The organism is Mycobacterium sp., assembly GCF_035603715.1.
Classification (GTDB): Bacteria; Actinomycetota; Actinomycetes; order Mycobacteriales; family Mycobacteriaceae; genus Mycobacterium.
The window spans coordinates 1-8,088 of the sequence record NZ_DATNJW010000571.1; the positions used below are offsets into that span (position 1 = coordinate 1).

At 64.0% G+C, this 8,088-nt stretch carries 9 protein-coding genes; 5 read left to right on the plus strand and 4 right to left on the minus strand.

Features of this window, described 5'->3' with window-relative positions; translation table 11 throughout:
• Positions 1 to 908: trehalose-phosphatase (gene otsB / locus VN856_RS23330; protein WP_325693555.1), on the plus strand; the 908-nt coding region annotated here is incomplete at its 5' end.
• On the opposite strand, the gene VN856_RS23335 is transcribed toward otsB, so the two are convergent.
• From VN856_RS23335 to VN856_RS23350, 4 genes are all read right to left on the minus strand, one after another.
• Positions 909 to 1,310, minus strand: coding sequence for a PaaI family thioesterase (locus VN856_RS23335; RefSeq protein ID WP_325693557.1), 402 nt, complete (start codon positions 1,308 to 1,310; stop codon positions 909 to 911).
• A gap of 4 nt (positions 1,311 to 1,314) precedes the next feature.
• Positions 1,315 to 2,112 carry a helix-turn-helix transcriptional regulator gene (locus VN856_RS23340; RefSeq protein ID WP_325693560.1) on the minus strand — a complete coding sequence of 266 codons (798 nt, stop codon included), beginning with the start codon at positions 2,110 to 2,112 and terminating at the stop codon, positions 1,315 to 1,317.
• Between the two features lie 67 nt (positions 2,113 to 2,179).
• A complete protein-coding gene (locus VN856_RS23345; RefSeq protein ID WP_325693563.1) occupies positions 2,180 to 2,428 on the minus strand; it encodes a hypothetical protein in 249 nt (82 codons plus the stop codon).
• Between the two features lie 28 nt (positions 2,429 to 2,456).
• On the minus strand, positions 2,457 to 3,329 hold the full coding sequence (locus tag VN856_RS23350; RefSeq protein WP_325693566.1) for a MaoC family dehydratase: 873 nt from the start codon (positions 3,327 to 3,329) through the stop codon (positions 2,457 to 2,459).
• A 143-nt stretch (positions 3,330 to 3,472) separates the two neighbouring features.
• Here VN856_RS23350 and VN856_RS23355 point away from each other — a divergent pair, with 143 nt between their 5' ends.
• The 4 genes from VN856_RS23355 to VN856_RS23370 form a co-directional block, all read left to right on the plus strand.
• Positions 3,473 to 4,183, plus strand: a complete 711-nt coding sequence (locus VN856_RS23355) for a histidine phosphatase family protein (protein ID WP_325693568.1) — start codon at positions 3,473 to 3,475, stop codon at positions 4,181 to 4,183.
• A gap of 92 nt (positions 4,184 to 4,275) precedes the next feature.
• Complete coding sequence (locus VN856_RS23360; RefSeq protein WP_325693576.1) at positions 4,276 to 4,857, plus strand: TetR/AcrR family transcriptional regulator; 582 nt, start codon at positions 4,276 to 4,278, stop codon at positions 4,855 to 4,857.
• Positions 4,854 to 5,300, plus strand: coding sequence for an MmpS family transport accessory protein (locus VN856_RS23365; protein ID WP_325693570.1), 447 nt, complete (start codon positions 4,854 to 4,856; stop codon positions 5,298 to 5,300). The genes VN856_RS23360 and VN856_RS23365 overlap by 4 nt, the downstream gene beginning before the upstream one ends.
• A partial coding sequence (locus tag VN856_RS23370; protein WP_325693573.1) for an MMPL family transporter occupies positions 5,297 to 8,088 on the plus strand: 2,792 nt, incomplete at its 3' end. The genes VN856_RS23365 and VN856_RS23370, both read left to right, overlap by 4 nt.

Below are 8,088 nucleotides of genomic sequence, written 5' to 3' on the forward strand. Positions count from 1 at the left end.
CCGGCGGATTCGCGTTGGTGGTCGCGATCGACTCGACCGGAACACTGGACAGCCGCGGCGCCGACACCGTGGTCTCCAATATTCACGAGATCGGCGTCCGCGCCGGGTATCGCCGGATGTCCGAGCTGCCCGACGGTCTGCAGGCATTGGACCTGGCAACCGAACGACAGCCGGCGGTGTTCTACGACTTCGACGGCACGTTGTCCGAGATCGTCGAGGATCCCGACTCAGCCCGACTGGTCGACGGCGCAGCCGATGCGCTGACATCGCTCAGCGCTGCATGCCCGGTGGCAATCCTGAGCGGACGCGACCTGGCCGACGTGCGCGAGCGGATCGGCCTGCCCGGACTTTGGTATGCAGGCAGTCACGGCTTCGAGCTGACCGGACCCGACGGCACGCACCACCAGAACCCCGAAGCAGCGGCAAGCATCCCGGTGCTGACCCGGGCGGCCGCTGACTTGGCCGACCAGCTGGGGCACATTCCCGGTGTGGTGGTGGAGCACAAGCGATTCGGTGTCGCCGTGCACTACCGCAACGCCGCCCGCGACCGGGTCGGCGAGGTGGCCGCGGCGGTGCGAACCGCCGGGCAGCGAACTGCGCTTCGCGTCACTACGGGCCGTGAAGTCATCGAGCTACGTCCAAATATCGACTGGGACAAGGGAAAAACGTTGCACTGGGTGCTCGATTACATCCGCGACAACGAGGGAGCCGGTCCGCTGCTGCCGATCTACCTCGGCGATGACATCACCGACGAGGACGCTTTTGATGCGGTCGACGACGACGGCATCGCGATCCTGGTGCGTCACAGCGACGACGGGGACCGCGCCACCGCCGCGCGCTACGCGCTGGACGATCCCGGCCAGGTACGGGAATTCACCGAGCGGCTCGCCCACCGGCTCGCGCACTGATCACAGGACCGCTTGCGACTGAATGGTTTTAGCGGCAAGTTTGCCGTCATCGCCGCGAATCTCCGTTTCGACCACGATGACCCGCTTGCCGATGTGCAGCGGGTGGCTGTGCGCCTTGATGGTGCCAGAGCGGGTGGCGGCGAAGAAATTGGTCTTGGATTCAATGGTTGCGGTGCCGCCCGCGCCCTCGGGGAGATTGAGGAATGCACAGACCGCGCCCGACGAGTCCGCCAGGGCCATGACGATCCCGCCGTGTAACACGTCATTGCCGGTGCACAGGTTAGGCGCCCAATCCAGGCTCAGCACAACCTCGTTCGGGCCGGCGGTGTCAGCGGTGATGCCCAGCGTCACGCACAGCGGCACTAACGATTGGATCATTTCGGTTGCGGCGGAGTCGGTCACGTATTCAGCCTCTCAATTCCTGCAACGCCTCGGCGGTGGCCGCGTCGGCGGGATAGAACGACTCGATCGCCACCTCGGCAACCGTCACATCCAACGGCGCGCCGACAACCGCGGTCATGCTGAAGAACGCCAACTCATTTCCGTCGTGCCGCAGACGCAACGGCACGGCGACGTCAGTGAGCTCGGGCCGCTCGGCCTCGCCACCCGGGTAGGACGACAACTCGGCAAGCAGTTCGGCCAGCCGCGGGTCGAGGGTGGCCTGAACTTGGCGGTGCAGCCGTTCGAGGATATGTGCCCGCCACTCAGGCAGATTGGCGATGCGCGATGCCATGCCGTCTGGATGCAGTGAGATGCGCAGCGCATTCGCTGGCGGCGTGAGCAATGCGGGGTCACATCCGTCGATGAGCACCGCGACGGCGGCATTGCCGTCGAGCATTTCCCACCATCGGTTCACCACCAGTGCCGGATATGGCTCGTGGCCGGTGAGGATCTGACGCAGTGCCACCCTTAGCCGCGCCAGTTCCGGTTCGTCGAGTGAGTGTTCGGGATAGGCGGGCGCGTAACCACCGGCCAGCAGCAGCGCGTTGCGCTCGCGCAGCGGCACGTCGAGTTGCTCGCTGAGCCGCAGGATCATTCCGGAGGTCGGCTGCGACCGCCCGGTCTCCACGAAACTCAGGTGCCGAGCCGAGATCTCGGCCTGGATCGACAGGTCGAGCTGGCTTATTCGGCGCCGCTCGCGCCACTCGCGCAGCAGTTGGCCGACGGCAGGCGTTGGCCGGGCGCTGCGGGCCAGGGTCGTCATCGTCCCGATGCTAGCCGCGCCCGATCGCTGCGACGATTACCTGCCAGGTAATGGAAAGTGCGCTGTATCAGCTGTCCTTGTCGTCGTCCGACTTTTTGTCCTTGTCGTCGTCCGACTTCTCGTCTTTGTCGTCGTCCGACTTCTTGTTGTCTTTGCCGGTTGCCAATTCGAGCGTTGCCCAATGACTGGGCGACACGAAGACGGTCCACTCGCCGTCGTCGTGCCCCATTTTTACGACGCCGTTGTCGACTTCCCATTTGGTGCTGTCGTCGTAGTCGGTCGACTGCCCGTCGCTGTAGGTGAGTTTGAATGCCATGTCGCAGGCTGCCACGTTGGCGGCCTGGCTAAACCTCGGTGTATTCCACCGCGCCGTCCTCGAGCACCAGCCGCGCATCGCCGCCGTCCGAGCCGGACGCTTCGGTGCGGAATACCGCTTTGCCGGGCCCGGTGCGCCAGATCAGCGTCGTCAGCGTTTCGCCGGGAAAGACCGGCTTGGTGAACCGCGCGTCGATCGCCGTGATGGCGTTGGCGTTGCCGTTGCCGAGTTCGGCGATCAGTGCGCGACCGGAGAACCCGTAGGTGCACAGCCCGTGCATGATCGGCTTCGGGAAGCCGGCCAGTTCCTTGGCGAACCAGGGGTCGCTGTGCAGCGGGTTGCGGTCGCCGGAAAGTCGGTAGATCAGCGGCTGATCTTCGCGGGTGGGCAGGGCCACCCGGGCGTCGGGCTCGCGGTCGGGGACCTCCGGTGCGACCGGCCGCTCGCCCGGCTCTCCCCCGAAGCCACCCTCGCCGCGGATCACCAGGTTGGTCAGCGTCTCCGCGATCAGTGTTCCAGTGTCGGGATCGGAGCCCCGGCCGCGCAACATGATGATCGCGTTCTTGCCCTCGCCCTTGTCCTGAATGTCGGCCACCTCGGTGACCACCGACAGCTTTCCGGCGGGCGGCAGCGGCGCATGCAACCGAATTCCCTGCGAGCCGTGTAAGAGCATGGCCCAGTTGAACGATCCGACCTTGGCGGCCGCGCCGAACGCCGGGCAGCAGATCACCGCGTACGTCGGCAGCACCTGCTGGTCGATGTCATGGCTGTTCTCGGTGGTGAACTTCAGGTCGTCGAGGCCCGCGCCCACGCCGAGCGCGTAGAGCAAGGTGTCGCGGTCGGTCCACTCGAACAACATGGGTTCGGTGGTTGCGCCGACGGCATTCGGGTCGATCGCCATGCGGGTCTCCTCTTCGGTCGGGTTCCACGCCATTCCACCACTCGTCCGATGCGGCGGGCGAGGTGCGCCCGCATCCGCGATTTTCTGCACCGAACCCGGGCAAACGCATCACGCCGATGCCGTCGGCAGGGCAGGCTATCGACATGCGCAATCGCACTCGCACCGTCATCTGGAAGGCTGCTGCCGCACTTGCCGCGGTCGTCACCGTCGGCGCCTGCTCCGGGTCACCGCAGGTACGCAGCATCACGTTGACGTTCATCCGGCACGCCGAGTCGCAGAGCAACGCCCAGCAAGTCATCAACACCGACATCCCCGGACCGAGTCTGTCCGAGCAAGGTCAAGGCCAGGCCGAACAGCTTGCGCACCAACTCTCCCGCAACAACTTCGACGCCATTTATGCCTCGGACATGGTCCGCACCCAGCAGACTGCGGAGCCGCTTGCCCACGCGCTGGGCAAGAGCGTCGAGATCCTGCACGGTCTATGCGAGATCGAAGCGGGGAAGTACAACAACTCGCCCACAAAACGAGCCGACCTGACTTACCTGGTCGCCCCGGCGGACTGGCTCAACGGCGATGTGAAGGACGCCATCCCCGGGTCAATCAGTGGTGAACAATTCAACGACCGGTTCACCGCCGCCGTCCAGAAGATCTACGACAGCGGCCACAACAAGCCGGTGGCGTTCGCGCACAAAGAATCGATCATGTACTGGACGTTGATGAACGTGAAAAACCCGAAGGACAGCTTGGCGACCAGCCATCCGCTGCCTAACCTCGGCCGCGTGGTGATCACCGGCAGCCCGGCGCTGGGCTGGACGTTGGTCGACTGGGACGGCATCAAGGACTTCAGCTACTGACCTGAGCGGCCATTTCCTAGCGGTACGGTACTGGACAGTACTGCCCTCGCGGTCCTAGGGTTAGACCCGTGACCGAGACGGCTCACCGCGGCATGGCGGCGTCACCCTGGTCGCCGCGAGAAACCGAGTTGCTCGAGGTGACCCTGCAGCTGCTGCAGGAACACGGCTACGACCGGCTGACTCTGGACGCCGTGGCCGCCCGCGCCCGCGCCAGTAAGGCCACCGTCTATCGGCGCTGGCCATCGAAGGCCGAACTGGTGTTGGCCGCATTCATCGAGGGCTGCCGGCAGGTCGCAGTTCATCCCGACACCGGCACGCTGCGCGGCGATCTGCTGCAGCTGGGACGCGTGATCAGCCAGCAGTCCCACGAGCAGGCCGGCATCATCCGCGCCGTACTGGTCGAGATATCACGTCACCCCGCGCTGCACGATGCCATGCAGTCGGAGTTTCTGGATCAGCGGAAAGCCCTTTTGCATGAGGTCCTGCGCGACGCGGTGCTGCGTGGTGAGATCGACGCCGCCGCCATCAGCGACGAGCTCTGGGACCTGTTGCCGGGCTACCTGATCTTCCGGTCGATCATGCCCAACCGGCCGCCCACCGAGCAGACCGTGGAAGCACTGATCGACGAGGTGATCATCCCGAGCTTGACCCGCCACCGAAAGGGCAACGGGTGAAACGCTTTTCGGTTACAAAACTGATCCGGCGACGGTGGATGATCCTGGTCGCCGTCGCAGTGGTGGCGCTGGCGGGGTTCGCGGTGGACCGACTGCACGGCGCGTTCGGCTCGAACAAGAACGCGGCAAACGGCGGTGGCGCCAACAACGAAATCGTTCCGTTCAACCCCAAGCAGGTCATCTATGAGGTCTTCGGCACGCCGGGGTCCACGGCGACCATCAATTACCAGGACGTCCATGCCGCGCCGCAGCGAGTCGACAACGTCCCACTGCCGTGGTCCTACACAATCACCACCACCGATCCCGCAGTCATCGCCAACGTGGTTGCCCAAGGCAACGGCAACACATTGGGCTGCCGCATCACCGTCAACGGCATCGTCAAAGACGAAAGGACCGTCAACGAATTGAGCGCCTACACCTTCTGCCTGGACAAGTCCGGATGAGCGATCACAGCAGTCGCCGTCCCTTTGTTCCGCACACCATTCACCGCTTAGCGGTGCCCATCCTGTTGTTCTGGCTGGCGCTGGCTGCCGTGCCGAATATCCTTGTGCCGCAACTGGAAGAGGTCGGCAGGCTGCACAACGTCGGCCTCAGCTCCCCCGAGGCCCCGTCGTATCAGGCGTTCAAGCACATCGGCAAGGTGTTCCACGAGTTCGACACCGACAGTTCGGCGATGATCGTGCTGGAAGGCGACAAGCCGCTCGGCGCCGACGCCCACAAGTTCTACGACGCGATGATTCGCAAGCTGGACCAGGACAAGAAGCACGTTCAGCACATCCAGGACTTCTGGGGAGACACGCTGACGGCGGCGGGATCCCAGAGCAGCGACGGCAAGGCGGCCTACGTTCAGGTCTTTCTGAACGGAGCGCAGGGCGAGGCGTTGTCGAACGAGTCCGTCGACGCGGTCCGCGCCACCATCGATCACATGCAGCCGCCGCCGGGCGTCAAGGCCTACCTCACCGGTGCCGCCCCACTGATCGCCGATCAATTCACCGAAGGCAGTAAGGGATCCAACAAAGTCACGGCGATCACCGTCGGCGTGATCGCCGTGATGCTGTTCTTCGTCTATCGATCGTTTTCCACCACGCTCCTGGTCTTGGCGACCGTCCTGATCGAGATGGCTGCGGCGCGGGGATTCGTTGCCTTCCTTGGCAATGCCGGAGTTCTCCCGCTGTCGACCTATGCCACCAATCTGCTGACATTGCTGGTGATCGCCGCCGGAACGGATTACGCGATATTTTTCGTCGGCCGCTATCACGAGGCGCGCGCCGCCGGCGCAGAACGGGAAGACGCCTTCTACACCATGTATCGCGGCACGTCGCACGTTGTCCTGGGCTCTGGCCTGACGGTGGCCAGCGCGGTGGCGTGCCTCACTTTCACCCGGCTGCCCTACTTTCAAAGCCTGGGCCTGCCCGCGGCGATCGGAATCCTGGTGGCCCTGGCGGCCTCCCTCACGCTGGGCCCGGCAATCCTGACGATCGCCAGCCATTTCGGCCTCTTCGACCCCAAGCGAGTGCTGCAGACCCGAGGCTGGCGTCGCATCGGCACCGGCATTGTCCGTTGGCCCGCACCGATTCTCGTCGTTTCGATCGCCATCGCCCTGATCGGTCTGCTCGCCCTGCCCGGCTACAAGACCAGCTACGACACCCGGCCCTACATCCCCGGCTATGCTGCGGCCAACGTCGGATACACCGCTGCCGAGCGGCATTTCCCCCGCTCCCGGTTGGAGCCCGAACTGCTGATGATCGAGGCCGACCACGACTTGCGGAATCCGGCCGACATGCTGGTCCTGGACAAGGTGGCCAAGGGCGTCGTGCACATACCCGGCATCGCTCAGGTGCAGTCCATCACCCGGCCGCTGGGCGCCCCACTCGACCACAGCTCGATCGCGTTCCAGATCAGCCAGCAAAGCATCGGCCAGGTTCAGAACCTCAAGTACCAGATGGACCGCGCCCAAGACCTTTTGAGGCAATCCGCCGAGCTGACCAAGACGATCGGCATCCTGCATCAGCAATATGCCCTGCAACAGCAGCTCGCCGGCGCCACCCACGAGGAGACCCAGAAATTCCACGAGACCCTGGCGATCATCTCCGAGGTGCGAGACAAGCTCGCCAACTTCGACGATTTCTTCCGCCCGCTGCACAGCTACTTCTACTGGGAGAAGCACTGCTACGACATCCCGGTGTGCTTCGCGCTGCGCAACACCTTCGAAGCGATCGACAGCATCGACCAGCTCACCGAGAAATTCGACGACCTCGTGGTCAGCCTGGACAAGCTCGACCAGATCCAGCCGCAGCTGGTAGGGCTGATCCCACCTCAGATCGCCAGCCAGGAAGTCAATCAGGAACTGGTGTTGAAGAACTTCGCCACCAACTCCGGTATCGCCAATCAGTCGGCCACCGCGAATGACAACCCGGCCGCGCTGGGGCAGGCCTTCGACAAAGCCAAAAACGACGACCTCTTCTATCTGCCGCCGGAAGTATTCAGCAACCCCGACTTCAAACGTGGTCTGAAACTGTTTGTTTCACCCGACGGCAAGGCCGCTCGCATGATCATCACTCATGAAGGCGACCCGGCCGAGCCCGCGGCCATCTCCCACGTCGACCCGATCAGGCAGGCCGCGCACGAGGCGGTGAAGAACACTCCGTTGGCGGGTTCCCGTTTCTATCTCGGCGGTACCGCGTCGACCTACAAAGACATCGGCGACATGGAGAATTACGACCTGCTGATCGTCACCATCGCCTCGCTGAGCCTGATCCTGCTGATCATGATGATCATCACCCGTAGCTTGGTAGCCGCGATCGTGATCGTCGGTACCGTCGCGTTGTCGCTGGGCGCATCGTTCGGACTGTCGGTGTTGGTCTGGCAGTATTTCCTGGGCATCAAATTGTATTGGGTCGTATTGGCTTTGGCGGTCATCCTGCTGCTGGCGGTCGGATCCGACTACAACCTGCTGCTGATCTCCCGGTTCAAAGAGGAAATTCACGCAGGGCTCAAGACCGGCGTCATCCGCTCGATGGCCGGCTCCGGTTCGGTGGTGACCGCTGCCGGTCTGGTGTTCGCTATCACCATGTGCGGGTTCGTGTTCAGCGGTCTACAGGTCCTCGGCCAGATCGGTACCACTATCGGCCTGGGGCTGCTGTTCGACACCCTGATCGTACGTTCCTTCATGACGCCGTCCATCGCCACGCTGCTGGGCCGCTGGTTCTGGTGGCCGCTGCGGGTGCGCCC